The sequence below is a fragment of the Vibrio sp. 10N.261.54.A5 genome (assembly GCF_041471145.1).
In the GTDB taxonomy this organism is placed as follows: Bacteria; Pseudomonadota; Gammaproteobacteria; order Enterobacterales; family Vibrionaceae; genus Vibrio; species Vibrio crassostreae_C.
Genome location: NZ_JBFRNU010000040.1, coordinates 19,392 through 41,691 on the forward strand (window position 1 = coordinate 19,392; position 22,300 = coordinate 41,691).

The window sequence follows — 22,300 nt, forward strand, 5'->3', positions numbered from 1 at the left end:
GTAGTAATAGTGCAAACCATTATCATTTGCACTACGGATTGAAATAATACAAACTTACAATTTTATTGCAAGATAAATACAAAAAAACCTCACATATGTGAGGTCTTTAAACATTTTTATGTTAAGCGTAACAAAGAGGCTAATCAGATATCCAGATTATGCTTACCGTGTGAGACTTTTGCCTTCAGGTAGCTTTCATTACCCGATTTGATATGAGCAGAGGTATTCACCACTTCTTCAATCTCAATACCAAAAGATTTTAGCTCATTGATCTTCTTAGGGTTGTTGGTGACTAAGCGGATTTTTGTAGTACCTAAGGCGCGTAGCATTTCAGCAGCTTCAGTAAAATCGCGTAGGTCATCGCCAAAACCTAGGTGGTTGTTGGCTTCATAGGTGTTCATGCCTTCGCTTTGCAGACGGTACGCATCGATTTTGTTGTACAAGCCAATACCACGACCTTCTTGGCGAAGATAAAGGATCACCCCACCCGTCTCACCCATAATTCTAATGGTTTCGTCTAACTGCTCGCCACAGTCACAGCGAGAAGAATGGAAAACATCACCAGTCAGGCACTCAGAGTGCATACGAACAAGAGGTATGTCTTGTGTCTTGTCTGCTGATTTAAATATCACAGCAACATGCTCTTTATCTGTTTTCAATCCATGAAAAGACAGAAGTTCAGCATCTATACTGCTTGTTACCCCTACTTTGAAATCTATTCTGGCACGCACTTCCGCCATAGCTATACTCACTTGAAAATTCGATGTATTTAACGACGCTACATTATATGTCTAGGCAATATTTTGTAGCTAACTATCTAATGATAGACACTATGAGGCTGTTAACAATTTTTTTCAAGGTCGACCTTGTACAAATTGTTATAATATAACAATTATTTTTCAAGTAAGAAAAAACCCCACATTGGGATGACCAACATGGGGTTATAAATTAAACAGTTGCGGCTAAAACTACACTTTTTTACAGAACGCTCAACTTACTTGAGTTTGCTTCCAGATGACAAGTTGCACCCAAGCATTCTCTAATTCGGTTAGCTCTTCTTGCGTAAGCGTAGAAATGCTCGACTTAGCACTGTATCTCTCTGCCCATTTATCTGACTGGACATGAGTATGGAACTCTTTCTTTAAATTTGAGATTACGTTATCCACAGATACATCCTTATATAGCAGTGCTTAGCCTTTATAATCGGTTAATGTTACAAAATACAGGTCAGTTGGTAAACAGTAATACACAATTTTTATGAGCTCTTCCTAACACTTTTTACTGATAAATATATAAATAATAGAAGTAATAGGCTCGGTAGCAACCAAAGTAATAGATTTGAAGCCGTCATTGCCGGTTTATAAAGTACAAACTCACCAAATCTTTCCGTCATATATTGAGTAATTTCACTATTACTCTTCCCTGCTTTCACCATATTGAACACAACAAGACGTAAGTCTTTTGCTATTGGTGAGTTGGATTCAATCAGATTTTGGTTTTGACATTGTGGGCAGCGTAACGTTTTCGCCAAGCTGATAGCACGTTGCTGTTGTTCTGGATTATCAAACTCAAACAGTTCAACTTGAATACTCGTCTCTGTATTACTGGCAGTAAACAGATCTTCAGCCATGGTTGAAAGGCTAATCACTAAAAGCGCTGACAGCATAAACAAGGTTTGTATTAGAGACTTCATCATCCATTCACACCATCAAAATACATCGCAAGCTCATCTTTCCATACCATTTCATTAATCACGCCCAATAGCTTTTTAATGATCTGGCCATTGGCATCAACCAAATACGTTTCAGGTGTGCCGATTACGCCCAACTCTAACGCTAACTTGCCTTGAGGGTCACTGATCACGGTTAAGTACGGGTTGCCATCGTTCGATAACACGTTAATCGCAGCCCCAGAGTTATCTCGATAATTGAGCGCAACGATGGGAATGCCTTTATCGTGAAGTTGAAGCAAAAATGAATGTTCGGTTTTACATATCCCGCACCAAGATGCCCATACATTAACCAGTTGATAAGGGTGCTGCGTGACATCAGTGAGCGTAATGTCCTGCTGACCACTGACGCCTTCACTATTCACTAACGCACTCGATGTAAATTCTGGAAATGCCCTTTGTTGTTCAGACACAATGGTCGACTGCTGCTTATTATCAAGCGCAAAGACAAATCCCAGCACCACAATCAATGCTAAGGCAATTAGAGTAATTAGCTTGTTACGAACGCTGGTATGCATACTGTGACGCCTTAACGGTTTTCTTTTTACGATGAGTCAATGAGAGCAAAGCGCCGATAATGGAGAACAGCCCACCAAACCAGATCCAGCGCGCATACGCCTTATACTGAACACGAAATGCGTAAGCGGTGGAATCGACTTTCTCGCCCATGGTGATATAAACATCGCCATGCCAGAACCACTTCATTGCAGGCTCACTCATGTTCATAACACGAACTTGGTAGTGTCTTCTTTCTGGCGCGATGGAAAAGCTTTGCTCGCTAGCATCTAATTCGAGTATCGCTTTTTCTGCAGTAAAGTTGGAGGCGACATAGAGCTCGGTATCACGATGAGAGAGCGTCCAGCCCATAAACTCAACCTCTTCACCTGGGCTCAATTTGTAACTTCGCTCAAATGAATGGTAACTGTTCATCGCGGCACCTATCGCTAATACTGCGACACCCACATGCGCCAACGTCATCACCCATACTTTGCGTTGAAACTTAGAGTTGCGCGTTACCGCTAAGCCGTAAACATGAGTCAGGGCTACCCAAAACGCAAGTGACCATGTCATTAGCACCATCACTTGGATCGCTTCAACTTGCAAAACATAAGTTACAAAGCCAAGACAGAGAGACAATAAGGCAATAATTCCAATCACACCTTTCGACGCTTGAGGTTTGATACTGAGCAATGGCGCTAACCCTATCACTCCCATCGCAAGCAGAGCCAATGGCGCAATAAGAAGATTAAAGTAAGGTGCGCCCACAGAGATATTTCCAAGGCCAAGTAATTCAAAAACCATTGGGTAGAAGGTACCAAACACCACCACCGCCGTACCCAGTACAAATATAAGTACCGCCACTAAACTCAAAAAACTTTTACTCGCAAAGCTAGTGATTGGATTCGACTCGAAAGATTCACCACGAACAATAAGAAGAGAAAACGAACTCACTAACACCAAAACCAGTATCAGCAACAGCGCGATACCTTTGGTTGGGTCAACAGCAAAAGCATGAACGGAAGTGAGGACGCCAGATCGAACAATAAAAGTACCGAGGATACTTAAACAAAACGTAATGAAAGCAAGGCTAAGTGACCACTTCAGCAACTGTTGCTTGCCTTTAGCAACACCCAAACTGTGCAATAGAGCGGTTGATGTTAGCCAAGGTAATAGGCTGGCATTTTCAACAGGATCCCAGAACCACCAGCCGCCCCAGCCTAATTCGTAATACGCCCACCAAGAGCCAAGAATGATCCCTGCGGTTAAAAAGATCCAAGCGACTAGACACCAACTGCGACAATGGGCAACCCAATCAAACTCAATAGGATCAACCAGCAAAGCGGCCACAGCAAATGCCAAGACCACAGAGAAACCAACATAACCCAAATACAACAGAGGCGGATGGAATATCAAACCAACGTCTTGCAGCATTGGGTTAAGGTCACGCCCTTCAAGTGGCAAGGTCGAATTCAGTTCAAATGGGTTCGAAGCAAATAAGGTAAACCATGCAAATATCGCGAGTAACACATTCATCACCCACAATACGCGGCTCTGATACTCAGAAGAATATTGCTTTTGTAGGGCAATCACACCCGACCAACAGCTAATGGTTAAGACCCAAAATAGCAATGAGCCTTCATGTCCAGCCCACACAGCGGCCATTTTGAAGAAGGTGGGTAATTGAGTATTGGAGTGTTCTGCAACATAGAGGATGGAAAAGTCGTCACCTACAAAGGCATAGCCAAGTAAAACGATAGCGCCAATGGAAAACAAAGCGCTAGAGAGGGAGAAACTGCGAATTAAAGCCACATTTTGTGCTTGTTTAGTTAGCATTTGATACATCGAATACACAGCGATAATGCTGCTGAGAACAGCGACCAAAATTAAACTAAACAGCCCCAAAGAACCGACCATATCACCTCAATCAGGCTCTACCTAAGCAGAACCAAGTTAAACCATTATTGGCATTGATTGCTCAACTAGCTGATGTAACTCAACTAGCTATTATTACTCAACTAGCTACTGCTACTCAGCGAAAAGAAATTTAGTGAGCAGATGTTTAGTATCCAACATCCACTCACTTATAACCTTGAGCGAAATTAAGCTAACGTTAATTGTCCTGCATAAAGGACAAACGTTCTTAGCATTAATACGCCCATCAGACTCAATGAAGTAACAGAGAAAATATACACAGTACTATGGCGAACCGATGCTGGTGTCACGGCGTTAAGCAACAAGGGTAAAACCATACCCACACCAATTACGCCATACCAGAACCAACTTGCCCAGAAACCACCGCCAATCGCGTTCCATACTGCCTGCTCACTTTGACCACCAGCAAATATCAACCCAGTGAAGAAAGTAACAAGGACAAACAGTTCAAACATAACAACAGGACGTTCGAAGCCGTGGATCCAAGAAATACTCGCACTATGCGGAGACTCCTTAAAGACCAACACACCAAATAAAATACATGCCGCCGCTCCCGAGGATAAACTCGAGAATAAGAACAATATCGGCAACACTGGGTTATTCAGCATTGGGAAGGTATTTAGCGCAGAGAGTAAGAAGCCAGTGTAAGCCGCAAGTAATAGCGCAAGCACAGCTAAGAATATTTCAAAAACATTCTCAAAAGATTCTAATTTGCCAATCCAGTTACTGACAAAATCGAGTCGCCCTTTTAACCATGCTTGATCACTCAAGAATACGGCAATCTGATTTCGGAATATAATGCCGATCCAAACAAATAGGATCACCATATACACTTGGAATAAGATCACACCCATCGACATCACTGACGTCGGATTATAAAAGATCATGATCTTCCAAAATGATAGTGGTTTCGTCAGGTGGAAAACCAAGATCAATAAACCTGAGATGATCCCGAATGGTGCTAGAAAAGCCGTTGCCTTTAATACACCATTATTCGCTGGATCGTCCTCAATCACCTTTCTCTTAAGGTAAATCGAGATCATCACTGCACCCGCTGACATACCCGCCAAAAACAGATAGATAGCAATGATCCAGTCCCAAACCACGGTACCTGATTGAAACGCTGTATCCCATGCACTCATAATCAAATCTCCCCTTTTTGGTGTGGCACTTTATAGAGTTTTGGCTGAGTACCTAGATAAGCCTTATCTCTGTAAACCACTTCAGATTTAAGTACCTGGTTTATCTCGCTCTTAGGGTCATTTAAGTCGCCAAATATCAGCGCATTGGTAGGGCAAGATTCAACACAAGCAGGTAATTTACCTTGCGCAAGATTGGTATCGCGGCAGAAGTTACATTTGTCGGCCGACTTATTCTTAGGATGGAAGAAGCGCACTTGATATGGACAAGCTAGCAGGCAATAACCACAGCCGACACACTTCTCTTTATGTACATCAACAATTCCTGTCTTCTCATCTTTATAGGCGGCGCCTGTTGGGCAAACCATCACACAAGGTGCATTATCACAATGTTGACAAGAGTTACGAGTGAAACGGTAATCAACATTTGGATATTCACCTTGAGGTTCGCTCTTTATGATTTCTAAGCGCGATACGCCTTCAGGCACTTTGTTTACTTCACGACACGCCTCAGTACAAGCAGTACAGCCAATACAAGCGGTTTCGTCATGAACCATTCCGTAACGCTTGGTGCCATCTTCCTGAACATTAGCCAGCGTTTTGCGGCTTGTAACCGCTGCAGTACCTGCAACACCAGTTGTGAAAATAACGGCACCCGCGCCAGCTAAAAAGTTTCTTCTTGAGCAGCTCATAGATTACTCCCCTTCTTTCTTCTGGTTGAAGTCTGAATGGCAATCCACACACAGCTTGATGGTTTGCTTTTTATCTAAGCCAAGCACCTTCGCTTCACTCGCATGCACATCGTGACAGTTTGAACACGTTAAGTTTTGTGCGTGTACGTCATGAGTCCAACTCGCTTCGCGCAGATCATCAGGCTTATGACAATCTATACATTGGCTGTTGGCATCTAGGATTAAGCTAGGATCGAGGAAAACCTTTTCGGTTCCGGGTTGTGATTGAGCCGCGCGATACTTCACCACCTCAGGTGCACCATCACGGTGATCGGGGCCAATAGAACTATGACAATCTGTGCAATTCACTTCACGGCCAAGCAAAGCGTGCGCACTCTCACCATGTGAACCAAATACCGTTTCTTTAGAATCTTTATGGCATTGGACACACTTGTAATCTTTGTCACGTATTAATTCGACTTCATGTCTTGTTGACTCTCCTACTGGCGTAACAGCAGGCTCTGCAACAGCATGAATGGAATAACCATAGAGGCAGAATGCTAGAAGGGATTTAAGCATTATGACTATGGCCAATTTAATATTGCCCATTTTATCCTTTCCTTATACCGGCATTATTTAACTCTCAACTAAATAATATTCCGGTTAAACAAAAGTACCCTTAAACGATATTATTACCGCTTAAATGATATCAATTCTTATTTTGGATAAGCCACAACGCTTTCTATAGTTAGAATATACCTCTAATTAGGTAAAACGAAATTTCGATAGGTTAATCTGCGAACGCAATCACCCTATTTATATCATGGTCAATTTAGGTAATTGCTTGTTATATTTGATAATAATTATCACTTAGATTCTTCCCCACAAGCTAACATATACCCCTTTAGGGTTATATAAACATCAACGTGATTAAAGTCACTGCCATTAATTGATCTAAAACAAGCAAACTTCCGACACGTAACAAAATGTGTTTATTTATGAATTAATATAAACAGCAATTCTCCAGTTCTTAATTTGAATAGCAAACTCACAACGCTTGGTATAAAAATCAGTATATTGGAGATATCACTGTGAAAAAGCACTGGATACGTAATTTCGTCACAGCACTATTAATGGTTAGCGCATCACTAGCAAGCGCGACCAGTTTTGCTGCGTCTGAACAAAAAGAAATTGGTGATCCTCGTAACGACCAGTTCGAGCAAAACCACCCAGATCAATACCATTCATGGAGACAAACGTCAGAGAGCGAAGCCATTGAAGACGCACTAAAAGAAGATCCCAACATGGTTATCATGTGGGCTGGCTACGGGTTCGCAAAAGACTACAACAAAGCGCGCGGCCACTTTTATGCGGTTGATGATGTAAGACAAACCCTGCGTACTGGCGGACCAACCGACGAAAATTCAGGCCCAATGCCAATGGCGTGCTGGAGCTGTAAAAGCCCAGACGTAGCACGCGTTATTGAAGAGCGTAGTGAAGACGGCTACTTTGAAGGTAAATGGGCTCGTCTTGGCAGCGAGATAGTCAATCCAATTGGTTGTGCCGACTGTCACGATACTCAAAGTGAAGGCTTTAAAATTGGCGAACCTGCACTAAAGATCACTCGTCCTTATGTTGAACGTGCGTTCGATGCGATTGGGAAGAACTTCGAAGAGCAAGGTCGCTTTGATCAGCAAGCCTCTGTGTGTGCTCAGTGTCACGTGGAATACTACTTCACGGGTCCAACCAAAGGTGTGAAATTCCCTTGGGATAAAGGGACGCGTGTTGAACAGATGGAAGAGTACTACGATCAGATTGGTTTTAAAGATTGGACACATAAAGTCTCTAAAGCACCAATGCTAAAGGCTCAGCACCCAGGTTACGAAACTTGGCGTGAAGGTATTCACGGTAAGAACAACGTCGCTTGTGTTGACTGCCACATGCCTAAAGTGACGAAAGAAGACGGTACCGTTTACACCGACCATAAAGTAGGTAACCCGTTTGACCGCTTCGAAGACACTTGTGCTAACTGCCATACTCAATCTAAAGAGACCATGCGTAACATCGTTTCAAGCCGCAAAGCTCAAGTACTAAACATGAAGCTGACCGCTGAGAAACAAATCGTAGCCGCTCACTTTGAAGCAGGCGCAGCATGGGAAGCAGGCGCAACAGAACAAGAGATGGCACCTATCTTACAAGATATTCGTCATGCGCAATGGCGTTGGGACTACGCTATCGCATCTCATGGTGTTCACATGCACGCGCCTGAAGTAGCCCTAGAGGTTCTTGGAACGGCGGTTGACCGCGCAGCAGACGCGCGAACTAAGATTGTTCGTCTACTTGCGAAGAAAGGCATTACCGATCCAATCGAGATTCCAGATATCTCAACCAAGGAAGCCGCTCAGAAAGCGCTAGGAATGGACATGGATAAGATGAATGCTGAGAAGCAACACTTCTTAGACACCGTGGTTCCTAAGTGGGAAGAGCAAGCTGAAAAGCGTGAAGCTAACTACGAATACTAGTTCCTTCAAATAGACCAATAAGATAAAACCAGTCACACTGTAAAGGTGTGGCTGGTTTTTTAGATTTGGGCGCACTCAACCGTCCCAATTTCACATTACCTTTTAGCTAATTCAAGGAACAAAGAATGAAGCACTTACTTTCGCTTTCGGCATTATGCATCGCATTAACAAGTTCAGGACTTCACGCCTCAGAACGAGCAGAAACAGGGTGGGAAATGATTGAGGAAGGTGCGCTGGTCGTTGATGTCAGGACACCAGGAGAGTTCAAGCAAGGTCATCTGGACAATACGATTAACTACCCTCTTTCTGAAGTCGCTACGCACTTTGCCAGCATAGACAAAGCTCAACCTATCGTTTTGTATTGCCGCAGTGGTAATCGCTCAGGACAAGCTTATCAATTCTTGCAAGCTCAAGGGTTTACCCAAATCCATAACGCAGGTGGCCTGATTGAAATGCAGGAAAGTAAATAACTAAAAACAAACGATTAACAACTAGCGATTATGCCAAGCCTAACGGATCATCTGTTTGGCTTGGTTGATCGAATGAATAATCGAAACACGATCAATCCCCTTTTGATTGGAATCGAGGATTTGAGTCCATGCATCAATCGCTTGTTGATAGCGCATGCTGATGAAGTGATCGGTCGCAATCAGCATCAATGCCGTACGATCATTGTGATCAAGCTGCATTGAGTGATCCAATAACGCATTCACGTCATCGCTCATAGCTTGAGAGCTAAGATAGTAAAGTGCAGTTGCTTTGGCAGCATAAAGCCCGGAAGGTGCTTGAGGATCTAATCGAATCGCGTAGTCATAGCAGGTGAACGCTGCATCAAACTCCCCTTTCTGCATATACACACCACCAAGCTTAAACCACAAGTCGGATTGATTCGGATCTTGCTTGAGTCTTTGCTGCAGCTCATCTTCGAAATCTGTTGTGGTGTAATTTTCGTTGTCATTGGAAGGAGGCTGAGGCAGCTCTTGCTTCATTTGAAACCAGATAATACCACTGAGTAGCACTGCGGTGAGTGATATAAGAAGGTTCCCCTTAAGGCTACGACTGTTTTTGTTTGATGCAACGACAATCACCACCAAAAATAGGCTCATCAATAACAAAGCAACCAGTAACCAGATATCCATTTTACTCTCCCTTTTTATCCGCCCATTCACTCTACCTCTTTCACCACAAAGCAAACTTGATCAAGTTATAGCTATTGGCATTTAACGATTTTCCACAAACCACAGGCAATAAAAAACCGAGCACTTAGGCTCGGTTTTTTCAATGATAAGCTTAATTACTTAGCGTAATCGAGATTACTCAGTGTCTTGCTCGCTATCACTTTCAGAGTCAGAAGCATCTGATGCTTGCTCTTCGCTTGATTCAGCAACGTCAGCGTTAATAGTTTCAGCACCAGCCTCTTCAGCTTCGCCTTCTACAATCTCAGCTTCTTCTACTTCGTCGATACGTTGTAGACCTACAACGTTCTCGTCTTCAGCAGTACGAATCAGTGTTACACCTTGAGTGTTACGACCAACTTGGCTTACTTCCGCTACGCGAGTACGTACTAGTGTACCTGCGTCGGTGATCATCATCATTTCGTCGCCTTCTTCAACTTGAACAGCGCCAACAACTGGGCCATTACGTTCAGAGACTTTGATAGAAACCACACCTTGCGTTGCACGGCCTTTCGTTGGGTATTCAGCTAGTTCAGTACGCTTACCGTAACCGTTTTGAGTCACAGTTAGGATATCGCCTTCGTTAGAAGGAACAATCAACGATACTACTTGATCGTCTTCTGGAAGCTTCATACCACGAACACCAGAGGCAGTACGGCCCATTGCACGTACTTTGTCCTCGTTAAAGCGAACAACTTTGCCCGATTTAGAGAACAGCATGATGTCGCTATCACCGTTAGTGATGTCAACGCCAATCAGTGAATCATCGTCACGTAGGTTAACGGCAATTAGGCCGTTAGCACGTACGTTTGCGAACTGATCCAGTGATGTCTTCTTAACAGTACCGTCGCCGGTTGCCATGAAGATGAATTTCTCGTTAGAGAACTCAGAAACAGGCAGGATAGCCGTGATACGCTCACCTTCTTCTAGAGGAAGAATGTTAACGATAGGCTTACCACGAGCAGTACGACTTGCTAATGGCAGTTGGTAAACTTTCAGACGGTATGTCTTACCACGAGTAGAGAAACATAGGATGTTATCGTGAGTATTAGCTACAAGCAGACGCTCAATGTAATCCTCATCTTTCATCTTAGTTGCACTCTTACCTTTACCACCACGACGCTGAGCTTCGTAGTCGCTTAGGATTTGGTACTTAACGTAACCTGCGTTAGAAAGCGTTACTACAACGTCTTCTTGAGCAATCAGCTCTTCCATGTCGATGTCATGAACTGCCGCTGTGATTTCTGTACGACGCTCGTCGCCATAGATTTCACGTACTGCTTCAAGTTCTTCACGGATAACTTCCATCAAACGCTCAGTGCTTGCAAGAATGTGCATTAGCTCAGCGATTTCTTCTAGAAGGGCTTTGTACTCGTCTAGAATCTTCTCGTGCTCAAGGCCTGTTAGGCGGTGAAGACGAAGTTCTAGAATAGCTTGTGCTTGTGTTTCCGTTAGGAAGTATTGACCATCGCGGATGCCGTATTGGTCTTCCAACCAATCAGGACGAGCCGCATCAGTACCTGCACGCTCAAGCATTGAAGCAACGTTACCAAGATCCCAACCACGAGACACTAAACCAACTTTAGCTTCTGCTGGTGTTGGCGCGCTCTTGATCAGTTCAATGATTTCATCAATGTTAGCAAGTGCTAGAGACAATGCTTCAAGGATGTGTGCACGGTCGCGTGCTTTCTTCAATTCGAAGATAGTACGACGAGTCACAACTTCGCGACGGTGGTCTACGAAGCACTTAAGCATGTCTTTGATGTTGAACAACTGTGGTTGACCGTTATTCAACGCAACCATGTTGATACCGAAAGTCGTTTGCAGTTGAGTTTGAGCGTATAGGTTGTTAAGAACCACTTCGCCTACTGCATCACGCTTACATTCAATAACAATACGCATACCGTCTTTATCAGACTCGTCACGCAGTGCACTGATGCCTTCTACTTTCTTATCTTTAACCAGTTCAGCAATCTTCTCGATCAAACGAGCTTTGTTTACTTGGTAAGGGATCTCAGTAACGATAATGGTTTCTTTACCATTCTTCTCTACTTCGATATCCGCTTTTGAACGCATGTAAACCTTACCGCGGCCAGTCTTGTAAGCATCTACGATGCCTTTACGACCACTGATAAGTGCTGCTGTTGGGAAGTCAGGACCAGGGATATAGTCCATTAGCTCATCAATAGTGATATCTTCATTATTGATAAATGCTAAACAGCCATCAACAACTTCACCAAGGTTATGTGGTGGGATGTTGGTAGCCATACCTACTGCGATACCAGAAGCACCGTTTACCAATAGGTTAGGAATTTTTGTAGGAAGTACTGCTGGAATTTGTTCTGTACCATCGTAGTTCGGTACGTAATCCACAGTTTCCTTATCAAGGTCAGCCAGGAGCTCGTGAGCAATTTTCGCCATACGAACTTCGGTATAACGCATTGCAGCCGCGGAGTCGCCATCGATAGAACCAAAGTTACCTTGGCCATCAACTAGCATGTAACGCAGTGAGAACGGTTGCGCCATACGAACAATAGTATCGTATACAGCACTATCACCATGTGGGTGGTATTTACCGATTACATCACCTACTACACGAGCAGACTTTTTATATGGTTTGTTCCAATCATTACCTAGTACATTCATCGCGAACAAAACGCGGCGGTGTACAGGTTTTAGGCCATCACGCACATCTGGAAGGGCACGACCAACGATGACGGACATCGCGTAGTCTAGGTATGAACCTCTAAGCTCATCTTCAATATTTACGGGCGTGATCTCTTTCGCTAGATCGCTCATAGAGCCATTTTCCCTCTATAGTCAGATCGTATTTTTGAATACGTATAAGACCGAAAAATATAACACAAATTTACCTACGGAGGCATCACTTTCCCTCTCCTTTTACCATCTTGTGACCCTTGTAGCCAATCAATTGATGAGAAATTGCACCTCCGCATCATATCTTGCTGAAACATGGTCACTTTACATCCAATAAACTAGCAAAATTGTAGATCTTCTGGTCAGAGCGAAAAGGCAAGTTATAATGCCTGCAATTTCATGGATGCATTATTTAACTTGGAAATGCCGATTATGACTAAATCACAGAACGTAGACCCAGCAGAAATCAAAAAATTCGAAGATATGGCGTCGCGCTGGTGGGATCTGGAAGGCGAGTTTAAGCCTCTACATCAAATCAACCCACTGCGCCTAAATTACGTGCTAGAAAAGACCGAAGGTTTATTTGGTAAGAAAGTCCTCGATGTTGGCTGCGGTGGCGGCATTTTGGCTGAAAGCATGGCTGTTGAGGGCGCAGTAGTCACTGGCCTAGATATGGGTAAAGAACCGCTAGAAGTGGCACGTCTTCACGCATTGGAAACTGGCACCAAGCTCGATTACATCCAGAGCACCATCGAAGACCATGCAGAACAGAATCCACAAACTTACGATGTGGTGACATGTATGGAAATGCTAGAGCACGTTCCTGATCCACAATCTGTGATTAGTGCATGTTCAAAATTAGTGAAACCGGGTGGTCACGTGTTCTTCTCTACCTTGAACCGTAACTTCAAATCTTACCTGTTCGCTATTGTTGGTGCAGAAAAGCTACTTAAGATTGTTCCTGAGGGCACTCATGAGCACGAGAAGTTCATTCGCCCTGCAGAACTTATCAAGATGGTCGATAACACTCCGCTGCAAGAACTAGGGATTACAGGGCTGCACTACAATCCTCTTACGGACACTTATCGTTTAGGCACAAATGTAGACGTAAACTACATCGTCCACACGCAAAACTTTGGCTAAAAAATATCGGTAGCCCTACCGTAAAACCTTTTGTAAAAAAGACGAATGAAAAGAGTTGCAATTACCATAACTTTGCGACTTTTTTCAGTCTAAATTTCGTGCGCTAGCTTCCATTTTGACCACCTCGATTTAAATTTAATCGCCTAAAATCAATCGCCCATTTTGGCCAAAGATCAAGGAATTTTTTTTTATGGGCGTGCAAAAATAAAGCATCATTAAAAGCCGACTTTTATACAATCAAGTCACATATAACCTCATCAGTTAGTGGTCACTTACAGTTTTTTTTCAATCCACCACTTATCCACAAGCAACCCCATTTCTTTACCTTGAAAAATATCAGTTGTAGCACTATCTTGTAACCCAACAAACAAATGACCCCTATATGTTGTGTTTGAACTACAATGTATGGGTAGACCAAGATCACAAAGCCGAAACGTAATTTACAAAAATTACACAGAAATACACAAAAACACGGCCTTGTTCAGTTTTGTTAGGGAAATTAAGCAGAATGAACCAACAACTTACTGTTACCAAGCGTAACGGGCGCAAAGAAACGATCGATCTAGAGAAGATCCATCGCGTGATTACATGGGCAGCTGAAGGCTTGCACAATGTTTCTGTATCACAAGTAGAATTGAAAGCTCACATTCAGTTTTACGATGGCATCACCACTACTGACATTCATGAAACTATCATCAAGTCAGCAGCGGATTTAATCTCTGAAGAGACTCCTGATTACCAATATCTAGCAGCACGTCTGTCTGTATTCCACCTACGTAAAAAAGCGTACGGCGAATACGAGCCGCCTGCACTGTATGACCACGTTGCAAAACTGGTTGATATGGGTAAATACGATAGCCACCTTATGGAAGATTACACGAAAGCTGAATTCGAAGAGCTTGACGAGTACATCGACCACAAACGTGACTTAGACTTCTCTTACGCAGCGGTTAAGCAGCTCGAAGGTAAATACTTCGTGCAAAACCGTGTAACGAAAGAAATCTACGAGAGTGCTCAGTTCCTTTACATTTTAGTTGCTGCGTGTCTATTCGCTAAATACCCGAAATCGACTCGTCTTGACTACATCAAACGTTTTTACGACGCATCGTCTACGTTTAAGATTTCTCTACCTACACCGATCATGTCTGGTGTACGTACGCCTACTCGTCAATTCAGTTCTTGTGTACTGATCGAGTGTGGTGACAGCCTTGATTCAATCAACGCGACAGCAAGCTCAATTGTTCGTTACGTATCTCAACGTGCTGGTATTGGTATCAACGCAGGTCGTATCCGTGCACTTGGTTCTGAAATCCGTAATGGTGAAGCGTTCCACACAGGCTGTATCCCTTTCTACAAATACTTCCAAACAGCAGTAAAATGTTGTTCTCAAGGTGGTGTTCGTGGCGGTGCAGCAACGGTATTCTACCCACTATGGCACGGTGAAGTTCAGTCTCTATTAGTACTGAAAAACAACCGCGGCGTTGAAGAGAACCGAGTTCGTCACATGGATTACGGCGTACAGCTGAACAAGCTTATGTATTCTCGCCTAGTTCAGGGTGGCAACATCAGCCTGTTCTCACCTTCAGACGTACCTGGCCTTTACGATGCGTTCTTCGAAAACCAAGACCGTTTTGAAGAGCTATACGTTAAGTACGAAAACGATCCTTCAGTGAAGCGTGAAACGGTTAAAGCCGTTGAGCTTTTCTCTCTGCTAATGCAAGAGCGTGCTTCTACTGGTCGTATCTACATTCAGAACGTTGACCACTGTAATACACACAGCCCGTTTGATTCTGAAGTAGCGCCTGTTCGTCAATCGAACCTATGTCTAGAAATCGCGCTTCCTACTAAGCCACTTTCTAACGTAGAAGATGACGAAGGCGAAATTGCACTATGTACGCTTTCAGCATTCAACCTTGGCGCAATCAATGAACTGGACGACCTAGCAGAGCTTTCTGAGCTGGTTGTTCGTGCTCTAGATGCACTGCTTGATTACCAAGACTACCCGCTTCCAGCTGCATACAAGTCGACAATGAACCGTCGTACTTTAGGTGTAGGTGTAATCAACTACGCATACTACCTAGCGAAGAATGGTGTTAAGTACTCTGATGGCAGCGCGAATGGCCTGACTCACCGTACTTTTGAAGCAATTCAATACCACTTGCTAAAAGCATCTGTTGAACTAGCGAAAGAGCAAGGCCGTTGCCCATCTTTCCACGAGACCAACTACGCGAAAGGCCTACTGCCAATCGATACTTACAAAAAAGATATCGACTTAGTCTGTGAAGAGCCACTGCACTACGATTGGGATTCTCTACGTGAAGAGATCATGGAGCACGGTCTGCGTAACTCTACGCTAACAGCGCTTATGCCTTCTGAGACATCGTCTCAAATCTCGAACGCGACTAACGGTATCGAGCCACCACGTGGTTACGTATCAGTGAAAGCATCGAAAGACGGCATCCTTAAGCAAGTGGTTCCAGATTTCCTAAATCTTAAAGAGAACTACGAGCTACTTTGGAACATTGGTTCTAACGACGGTTACCTACACCTAGTGGGTATCATGCAAAAATTCGTTGACCAAGCTATCTCTGCAAACACTAACTATGACCCAAGTGTTTACGACAGCGGTAAAGTACCAATGAAGAAGCTGCTTCAAGACCTACTAACAGCGTACAAGTACGGTGTTAAGACGCTTTACTACCATAACACTCGTGATGGTGCTAAAGACGACCAAGGCGATGCAGTTCAAGTGCCGGAAGAAGATTGTGAAGGCGGCGGTTGTAAGATCTAAACCGCAATAAACATTAAGACCCCAGAGAAGAGTTATCTTCTCTGGGTTTAAAGCATTAACAGGGTCCGTTTTATTACGGGTCTTTAAAGGATTTGAGGCATTTATGGCTTACAGTACTTTTTCTCAGCAAAAAAATGACCAACTAAAAGAACCAATGTTCTTGGGTCAGTCGGTAAACGTTGCACGTTACGACCAACAGAAATTCGAAATCTTCGAAAAGCTTATCGAGAAGCAGCTTTCTTTCTTCTGGCGTCCAGAAGAAGTAGACGTGTCTAGCGACCGTATCGACTACAACAAGCTTCCTGAGCATGAAAAGCACATCTTCATCTCTAACTTGAAGTACCAAACGCTTCTAGATTCAATCCAAGGCCGCAGCCCTAACGTTGCCCTACTTCCATTGGTATCTCTACCAGAAGTTGAAACTTGGATTGAAACTTGGTCTTTCTCTGAAACGATTCACTCTCGTTCTTACACGCACATCATCCGTAACATCGTGAATGATCCAGGCGTAGTATTCGACGACATCGTTGAAAATGAAGAGATTCTGAAGCGTGCTAAAGACATCGCTTTCTACTACGACGACCTAATCAAGCTAACGGCTGACTACCACCGCTACGGTGAAGGCAACCACAGCATCAACGGCGAAGACGTTAAGATTTCACTTCACGACCTGAAGAAGAAACTTTACCTATGTCTAATGTCTGTAAACGCACTAGAAGCGATTCGTTTCTACGTAAGTTTCGCATGTTCATTTGCATTCGCTGAGCGTGAGCTAATGGAAGGTAACGCGAAGATCATCAAGCTAATCGCTCGTGATGAAGCCCTTCACCTTACTGGTACACAGCACATGATCAACTTGCTACGCAATGGTCAAGATGATTTTGAATTCATGCAGATCGCTGAAGAGTGTAAGCAAGAGTGTTTCGACCTATTCAAAGAAGCGGCTGAGCAAGAGAAAGAGTGGGCAGAATACCTATTCAAAGATGGCTCTATGATTGGTCTGAACAAAGACATTCTTTGCCAATACGTTGAGTACATTACCAACATCCGTATGCAGGCTGTTGGCCTAGGTACGGCTTACCCAGCAGCAACGTCGAACCCAATTCCATGGATCAACGCTTGGTTGTCTTCAGATAACGTTCAAGTTGCTCCACAAGAAGCAGAAATCAGTTCTTACCTAGTTGGCCAAATCGACAACGAAGTAAAAGCTGACGACTTTGAAGGATTTGAGCTGTAATGCCAACAATCAAAATCAACAAACTGACTTCAATTGAATCTAACCCTTCAAACACTCTGTTGGAAACAATGGAACAAGCTGGGTTAGAGCCAGAATACAACTGCCGAGATGGTCACTGTGGCGCTTGCCGCTGCACGTTGGATTCTGGTGAGGTCGAGTACGTTGGTTTTGCTATGGCTTACACGCAAAGTAATGAGATATTGCCTTGTATCTGTAAAGCAAAGACTGAGCTATCGCTGAGTAACGTTATTCATAGAAACAAGCAAAAACGCGCATAAGCCAGCTGGCTTTAGGTCACTTTGTTCGAATATCGTCAATAAGAATCAAAAAAGGGTCCGCTTCCTTTAGGAATGCGGACCCTTTTCTATTTATGTCTTTAGGTATCTAAAGCGACTCGTCTATCACTTAACCAAATCTTCCTGTTGGCTTGTGTCATACAAAGCCAAACGTTTATTGCTGAGTCAGGTTAAGAGTCACAGAGCCAATATAACAAGCGCTTCGGCACTCTCCACAGCCGTTACACTTATCTTTGTCCACTGTAGGCAACTCTCCTACTTCGATGTGTATTGCACCAGCTGAACACGCCGTTTGGCATGCTGAACAGTCCATTTGCATGTAATTATTGCAGCTATCCGCAAAGCTCGGCTTGAGGTCGATATAAGGCGTGACCGTTGGATGAAGTGCGTCGGTCGGACACACTTCAGTGCATTTGTTACACATAGAACAACTGTTGTAATCCAAATTCAGCAGCGCACTGCCCTCTAGCATCTCAATAACGCTATTTGGACACGATTGTTCACACAATCCACAACCGTCGCAAAGACGCTCAAACAGCACCTCATCGACCGCTCTTGGCGGTCTTGCATGCAAGCGCTGTGATATCTCTTCATAATTCGCGGCTGCTTTAACCGGTTTAGAAAGTCGAGTTAAGAAACCGCGTCTATTTGAATTTATTTGTTCAGACATTAGTCGATATATAACTTTTTAGTAGCAACGTTTAAATTATATTCAGATATTAAGTACTTAAACCAATCTATTACATCAACCGATAGCTTTTTATAAAAAGATAACTCTGATGCTTTATTTAGTTTTTCTAAATAAACAGAAGACCAAGTTAATAAGTGACCCTCAAGCAATTCACCGGCTGAATTAATATTATTATTTTCTAACAAATACGCATGAGCGAATAACATTAAACCAAATTGATCTTCCGGCTCTCTTAACCCAGTGTCTAATTCAATCTGATTCAATTCTAAAAACTGGCGATACTCAACCGTAGAAGCACCAAACACAACGCGGTCTTTATCTAGGTACACAGAACCCCAAGGCGGAGCTGGCATGTCTCCAACGCCTTCAAACAGGCGGCTGAACTCTGCTGCGAGCGCATCTTCGTCTTCGCTTCTTAATGCCTGCAAGCATTCTTCAGAGAGTACTTCGCTCTCAACCAAAGCTTCGACAATGGTGATTAACTGTTCTTTACTTGTCGCTTGATAAAATAGCGAACCCAACAATTTATGCGTATCGATAATCATTATTATTTATACCGTTATAGGTTTAAAGATAATTATATTAATTAACTCATTTCATTCTTTGATCTATTTTATACATTCAATTCATAAACTTTAAATTCCACACTTATTTGATGCCAATCAATCAATAATTCGAAATAAATACATAAAGAACAAACTACCTATAAAGTGCTCGCTATCAATAGCAAAAGGCATCTTAGAATGACGAATAAGAAAGAATCTGGGGTAATGAATCTTACTCGAAGAGGCTTCATGAAAGCTTCCTCTGCAGTAGGTAGTGCAGCTGCACTTGCGGGCGGTATTGCATTACCTTTCAAATCCAAACCAGTAGCGGCTGCAGTTGCTGAAAATGTGGATGAGAAAATCGTATGGAGTGCATGTACAGTAAACTGTGGCTCTCGCTGCCCACTGCGTATGCATGTACAAAACGGTGAAATCAAATACGTAGAAACAGACAACACAGGCACTGACGAATACGGTCATCACCAAGTTCGTGCGTGTCTACGTGGTCGCTCGATGCGCCGCCGTGTTTATAACCCAGATCGCCTAAAGTACCCAATGAAACGTGTGGGTAAACGTGGTGAAGGTAAGTTTAAGCGTATTAGCTGGGAAGAGGCTTATGATGAAGTCGCTGGCACCATGCAACGCCTTATCAAAGACTACGGTAACGACACTATCTACCTAAACTACGGTACAGGTACGCTGGGCGGCACGGTTACTAAATCTTGGCCACCAGCTCAAACGCTGATTGCTCGTCTAATGAACCTAAGTGGTGGTTACTTAAACCATTACGGTGACTACTCAACAGCGCAAATCACGAAAGGCTTGAGCTACACCTACGGCGGTTGGGCAAACAACAACTCTTTCTCTGATTTAGAGAACACTAAACTTAACATTCAGTTTGGTAACAACCCTGCTGAGACACGTATGTCTGGTGGCGGCCAGATCCACCACTACGTTGAAAGCAAAAACAAATCAAACGCAAGAACGATCATCATCGACCCTCGCTACACCGATACTGCCGGTGGCCGTGAAGATCAATGGATCCCAATTCGTCCTTCTACAGATGCGGCATTGGTAGCGGGTCTTGCACACGTGATGATCACTGAAGACCTTGTCGACCAACCGTTCCTAGACAAATACTGTGTCGGTTACGATGAGAAGACCCTTCCTGCATCAGCGCCTAAAAACAGCGACTACAAATCTTACATCCTAGGTTTAGGTGAAGATGGCGTAGAGAAGACACCAGAATGGGCTTCTAAGATCACGGGTATTCCAGTTGACACCATCGTTAAGCTTGGCCGTGAAATGGGCACAGCGAAACCATGTGCGATTCACCAAGGTTGGGGCTTACAACGCACTGCGAACGGTGAACTAGCGTGTCGTGCAATCGCGATGCTGTCACTGCTCACTGGCTCTGTGGGCGTATCAGGCGGTTCAACAGGCGCTCGTGAAAGCGACATCAACATTCCATTTGTCCGCTTCCCTACTGTGCCAAACCCAGTTGAAACGTCTATTTCAATGTTCATGTGGACAGACGCGATTTACCGTCACCATGAAATGACCGACATCACTGATGGTGTTCGCGGTGCAGAGCGCCTTAAGAACCCAATCAAGATGATCTGGAACTACGCAGGTAACTGCATCATTAACCAACACTCAGACATCAACAAGACTCACGCGATTCTTCAAGATGAAAGTGCGTGTGAAATGATTGTCGTGGTTGATAACCATATGACGTCTTCAGCGAAGTACGCCGATATCATCCTGCCAGACTTAACAACGTCTGAGCAAGACGACTGGTGTATGGACGGTAAAGCGGCGAACATGCCTTACTTCATCTACGCGCAGAAAGCGATTGAGCCTCAGTTTGAAGCGAAATCTATCTACGAGATGTGTACTCAGCTTGCGAAACGAATGGGCGTAGAAAAAGAGTTCACCGAAGGCCGTACTCAAGAGCAATGGATTGAGCACCTTTACGCAGAAACTCGTAAGAACGATCCAACACTGCCAACCTTCGAAGAGATGAAAGAGCTGGGTATCTACAAACGTAGCTACGACCACCACTACATCGCTTATGAAGATTTCCGTAAAGATCCTGAAGCGAACCCACTGACCACACCAAGTGGCAAGATCGAGATCTACTCAGAGCAACTGGCTGATATCGCGAAGACTTGGAAGCTGAAAGAAGACGAAGTGATTCACCCACTTCCGATTTACGCGGACTCTTTCGAAGGTCATAACGACCCACTAGCAGAGAAGTACCCACTTCAGCTAACCGGTTTCCACTACAAGGCTCGTACTCACTCGACTTACGGCAACGTTGCAGAAATCAAAGCAGCAGCACCGCAAGAGTTGTGGATCAACCCAATCGATGCAAAAGAACGTGGTATTGAAAGCGGCGACATGGTGAGTATTTTCAACGACCGTGGCGAAGTACATATTCCAGCGAAAGTGACACCTAGGATTCTTCCTCGAGTTGTCGCACTAGGCGAAGGTGCATGGTACGCACCAGATGGTCAGAAGATCGACCATGCAGGCTCTATCAACGTGCTGACGACTCAGCGCCCGAGCCCACTTGCTAAGGGTAACCCTCAGCATACAAACCTAGTTCAAATCAAAGCGCTAAAGAAAGCATAAGGTAGGTTGGAATGAAACAATACGGCTTTTACATTGATTCAAGTAAATGCACGGGTTGTAAAACCTGTCAGCTTGCTTGTAAAGATTATAACGATCTAGACATCAAAACGAACTACCGTCGCGTATACGAATATGCCGGTGGTGGCTTCACTCAAGATGGTGATACCTGGGTTCAGAAAGATGTCTTTTCTTACTACCTATCTATCGCTTGTAACCACTGTACTAACCCAGCGTGTGTGAAAGTGTGTCCTTCGGGCGCAATGCACAAACGTGATGAAGACGGTTTGGTTGTGGTTGATGAGAGCGTATGTATTGGTTGTCAGCACTGTAGCAATGCGTGTCCTTACGGCGCACCACAATACAATGCTAAGAAAGGTCATATGACGAAATGCGATGGTTGTTACCAACGTGTTTCTGAAGGCAAACAGCCTATCTGTGTTGAGTCTTGCCCACTTCGTGCATTGGAGTTTGGTGAAATCAATACACTTCGCGAGAAGTACGGCTCTGGTGCGGATGTGGCTCCACTGCCATCTTCAACAGAAACGCTACCAAACATCGTGATTAAGCTGAACAAAAACGCGAAGCCGACTGGCGATACCAGCGGTCACCTAGCAAACCCGAAGGAGGTGTAAG

Annotated in this window: 20 protein-coding genes; 8 read left to right on the top strand and 12 right to left on the bottom strand. The window is 43.9% G+C overall.

Annotated elements, in window-relative coordinates:
* Positions 1-143: 143 nt before the first annotated feature.
* From ribA to nrfB, 8 genes are all read right to left on the bottom strand, one after another.
* Positions 144-740 carry a GTP cyclohydrolase II gene (gene ribA / locus AB4329_RS12565; protein WP_009848836.1) on the bottom strand — a complete coding sequence of 199 codons (597 nt, stop codon included), beginning with the start codon at positions 738-740 and terminating at the stop codon, positions 144-146.
* A 249-nt stretch (positions 741-989) separates the two neighbouring features.
* On the bottom strand, positions 990-1,166 hold the full coding sequence (locus AB4329_RS12570) for a hypothetical protein (protein ID WP_017060980.1): 177 nt from the start codon (positions 1,164-1,166) through the stop codon (positions 990-992).
* Positions 1,167-1,255: 89 nt separating this feature from the next.
* The gene (nrfF, locus tag AB4329_RS12575) at positions 1,256-1,696 is read right to left on the bottom strand and encodes a heme lyase NrfEFG subunit NrfF (protein WP_372138460.1); all 441 of its coding nucleotides are present in this window, start codon (positions 1,694-1,696) and stop codon (positions 1,256-1,258) included.
* Positions 1,693-2,247: a DsbE family thiol:disulfide interchange protein gene (locus AB4329_RS12580; protein ID WP_372138461.1), complete on the bottom strand. Its 555-nt coding sequence runs from the start codon at positions 2,245-2,247 to the stop codon at positions 1,693-1,695. The genes nrfF and AB4329_RS12580 overlap by 4 nt, the downstream gene beginning before the upstream one ends.
* Positions 2,228-4,144 carry a heme lyase CcmF/NrfE family subunit gene (locus AB4329_RS12585; RefSeq protein WP_372138463.1) on the bottom strand — a complete coding sequence of 639 codons (1,917 nt, stop codon included), beginning with the start codon at positions 4,142-4,144 and terminating at the stop codon, positions 2,228-2,230. Before AB4329_RS12585 ends, AB4329_RS12580 begins: the two co-directional genes overlap by 20 nt.
* 185 nt (positions 4,145-4,329) lie before the next feature.
* A complete protein-coding gene (gene nrfD / locus AB4329_RS12590; protein WP_017063561.1) occupies positions 4,330-5,304 on the bottom strand; it encodes a cytochrome c nitrite reductase subunit NrfD in 975 nt (324 codons plus the stop codon).
* A 2-nt stretch (positions 5,305-5,306) separates the two neighbouring features.
* Positions 5,307-5,993, bottom strand: coding sequence for a cytochrome c nitrite reductase Fe-S protein (nrfC, locus tag AB4329_RS12595; protein ID WP_017060985.1), 687 nt, complete (start codon positions 5,991-5,993; stop codon positions 5,307-5,309).
* Positions 5,994-5,996: 3 nt separating this feature from the next.
* Positions 5,997-6,581, bottom strand: a complete 585-nt coding sequence (gene nrfB / locus AB4329_RS12600) for a cytochrome c nitrite reductase pentaheme subunit (RefSeq protein WP_008222036.1) — start codon at positions 6,579-6,581, stop codon at positions 5,997-5,999.
* A 482-nt stretch (positions 6,582-7,063) separates the two neighbouring features.
* On the opposite strand from nrfB, the gene nrfA reads away from it, so the two are divergent.
* Together nrfA and AB4329_RS12610 are read left to right on the top strand one after the other, a co-directional pair.
* Positions 7,064-8,494, top strand: a complete 1,431-nt coding sequence (nrfA, locus tag AB4329_RS12605) for an ammonia-forming nitrite reductase cytochrome c552 subunit (RefSeq protein WP_372138464.1) — start codon at positions 7,064-7,066, stop codon at positions 8,492-8,494.
* 125 nt (positions 8,495-8,619) lie between these two features.
* The gene (locus AB4329_RS12610) at positions 8,620-8,964 is read left to right on the top strand and encodes a rhodanese-like domain-containing protein (RefSeq protein ID WP_372138466.1); all 345 of its coding nucleotides are present in this window, start codon (positions 8,620-8,622) and stop codon (positions 8,962-8,964) included.
* 39 nt (positions 8,965-9,003) lie between these two features.
* Here AB4329_RS12610 and AB4329_RS12615 read toward each other — a convergent pair whose 3' ends face one another.
* Together AB4329_RS12615 and gyrA are read right to left on the bottom strand one after the other, a co-directional pair.
* Entirely contained in the window at positions 9,004-9,633 is a 630-nt protein-coding gene (locus AB4329_RS12615; RefSeq protein WP_372138468.1) for a tetratricopeptide repeat protein, read from the bottom strand.
* 174 nt (positions 9,634-9,807) lie between these two features.
* Positions 9,808-12,468, bottom strand: a complete 2,661-nt coding sequence (gene gyrA / locus AB4329_RS12620; protein ID WP_102398204.1) for a DNA topoisomerase (ATP-hydrolyzing) subunit A — start codon at positions 12,466-12,468, stop codon at positions 9,808-9,810.
* A gap of 258 nt (positions 12,469-12,726) precedes the next feature.
* On the opposite strand from gyrA, the gene ubiG reads away from it, so the two are divergent.
* The 4 genes from ubiG to yfaE all read left to right on the top strand — a co-directional run bounded on the left by ubiG (position 12,727) and on the right by yfaE (position 17,776).
* Positions 12,727-13,470, top strand: a complete 744-nt coding sequence (gene ubiG, locus AB4329_RS12625; RefSeq protein WP_017063556.1) for a bifunctional 2-polyprenyl-6-hydroxyphenol methylase/3-demethylubiquinol 3-O-methyltransferase UbiG — start codon at positions 12,727-12,729, stop codon at positions 13,468-13,470.
* Positions 13,471-13,978: 508 nt separating this feature from the next.
* A complete protein-coding gene (nrdA, locus tag AB4329_RS12630; RefSeq protein ID WP_017060992.1) occupies positions 13,979-16,261 on the top strand; it encodes a class 1a ribonucleoside-diphosphate reductase subunit alpha in 2,283 nt (760 codons plus the stop codon).
* A 103-nt stretch (positions 16,262-16,364) separates the two neighbouring features.
* A complete protein-coding gene (gene nrdB / locus AB4329_RS12635; RefSeq protein ID WP_017063554.1) occupies positions 16,365-17,498 on the top strand; it encodes a class Ia ribonucleoside-diphosphate reductase subunit beta in 1,134 nt (377 codons plus the stop codon).
* Positions 17,498-17,776 carry a class I ribonucleotide reductase maintenance protein YfaE gene (gene yfaE, locus AB4329_RS12640; RefSeq protein WP_137001112.1) on the top strand — a complete coding sequence of 93 codons (279 nt, stop codon included), beginning with the start codon at positions 17,498-17,500 and terminating at the stop codon, positions 17,774-17,776. The genes nrdB and yfaE overlap by 1 nt, the downstream gene beginning before the upstream one ends.
* A 172-nt stretch (positions 17,777-17,948) precedes the next feature.
* On the opposite strand, the gene napF is transcribed toward yfaE, so the two are convergent.
* Together napF and AB4329_RS12650 are read right to left on the bottom strand one after the other, a co-directional pair.
* Positions 17,949-18,464 carry a ferredoxin-type protein NapF gene (napF, locus tag AB4329_RS12645; protein ID WP_137001113.1) on the bottom strand — a complete coding sequence of 172 codons (516 nt, stop codon included), beginning with the start codon at positions 18,462-18,464 and terminating at the stop codon, positions 17,949-17,951.
* Positions 18,464-19,030, bottom strand: coding sequence for a molecular chaperone (locus AB4329_RS12650; protein ID WP_017060995.1), 567 nt, complete (start codon positions 19,028-19,030; stop codon positions 18,464-18,466). The genes napF and AB4329_RS12650 overlap by 1 nt, the downstream gene beginning before the upstream one ends.
* A 198-nt stretch (positions 19,031-19,228) precedes the next feature.
* On the opposite strand from AB4329_RS12650, the gene AB4329_RS12655 reads away from it, so the two are divergent.
* Positions 19,229-21,667, top strand: a complete 2,439-nt coding sequence (locus AB4329_RS12655) for a DmsA/YnfE/YnfF family dimethyl sulfoxide reductase (RefSeq protein ID WP_017060996.1) — start codon at positions 19,229-19,231, stop codon at positions 21,665-21,667.
* 11 nt (positions 21,668-21,678) lie between these two features.
* Positions 21,679-22,299 (top strand): DMSO/selenate family reductase complex B subunit, encoded by a 621-nt coding sequence (locus AB4329_RS12660; protein ID WP_004733360.1) that lies wholly within the window; start codon positions 21,679-21,681, stop codon positions 22,297-22,299.
* Position 22,300 lies beyond the last annotated feature (1 nt).